The sequence below is a fragment of the Streptomyces sp. SYSU D01066-1 genome (genome assembly GCF_054956795.1).
Genome location: NZ_JBUDHV010000085.1, coordinates 1 through 1104 on the forward strand (window position 1 = coordinate 1; position 1104 = coordinate 1104).

At 66.6% G+C, this 1104-nt stretch carries 1 protein-coding gene; it reads left to right on the forward strand.

Annotated elements, in window-relative coordinates; all coding sequences use genetic code 11:
- Positions 1 to 240 precede the first annotated feature (240 nt).
- Entirely contained in the window at positions 241 to 1065 is an 825-nt protein-coding gene (locus tag ACY1JF_RS31895) for an IS5 family transposase (RefSeq protein ID WP_462708757.1), read from the forward strand.
- Positions 1066 to 1104 lie beyond the last annotated feature (39 nt).

The following is a 1104-nucleotide window of genomic DNA, read 5'->3' on the forward strand; positions in this document are numbered from 1 at the left end:
AGTGAGCGTTTGGTTCGCTTTCGCGGTAGTTCTTGGCAGATTGCGCCCCGGCATGGTCGCTGTACGACGACCCCGTATACGGGGATAAGCCCTCAATGACCCAGTTGGCGAGTCTGACCGGCTCATGTTTTCGTCCAGCAATGCACCGTCTCATTTAACAGTGCCCCGGCTTGCCCCGATGCTTCCACCGGCGACCCGCACACTCTCCCCGCGCCGGCCACGGTCCCGTACTCCGGCAGTATGCAGCCCAGGCGCCGCTACCCCAGCGACCTGTCCGACGCGCGATGGAAACTCATCCGCCCCACCCTCCAAGCCTGGCGGGACGCCCGAGCCGGCATCCGCCGCCCCACCCACGACCTGCGCGACCTCATGGACGCCATCCTCTACGTCGACCGCACCGGCATCCCCTGGCGCTACCTCCCGCACGACTTCCCCCCTCACCAAACCGTCTACGGATACTTCGCCAAATGGGAGACCGACGGCATCTTCGACCAGCTCACCGGCCTCCTCCGCCGGCTCGTCCGAGAACGCGAGGGGCGCGATGCCCACCCCAGCGCCTGCGTACTCGACTCGCAGTCGGTCAAGACCTCCGCCAACGTCCACCTCGCCGACCAGGGCTACGACGCCGCCAAAAAGATCGCCGGTCGCAAACGACACATCGCCACCGACACTCTCGGCCTACTCCTCACTGTCCTGGTCACCTCCGCGGCCATCCACGACTCCACCGCCGGCACCCACCTCCTGGACCAGATCGCCGCCCGCCACCCCCGCGTCACCAAAGCCTGGGCCGACTCCGGATACAAGAACGCCGCCGTCGAACACGCCGCCACCCACGGCATCGACCTCGAAGTCGTCCACCGCACCCCCGGCAGCCACACCTTCACCGTCCAACCACGCCGCTGGGTCATCGAACGAACCCTCGGCTGGCTCATGCACCACCGCCGCCTGGCCCGCGACTACGAAACCCACCCACACCGATCAGCCGCCATGATCCGCGTCGCCGCCATCGACCTCATGAGCCGCCGAGTCACCCAGGAAACCACCACCAACTGGCGCGACACCTAACCCCGAACCAAACGGACACCAGCGAACCAAACGCTCACT

Coding starts and splice junctions, on each gene's coding strand:
- ACY1JF_RS31895 (WP_462708757.1), top strand. CDS start 241: ATGCAGCCCAGGCGCCGCTACCCCAGCGACCTGTCCGACGCGCGATGG.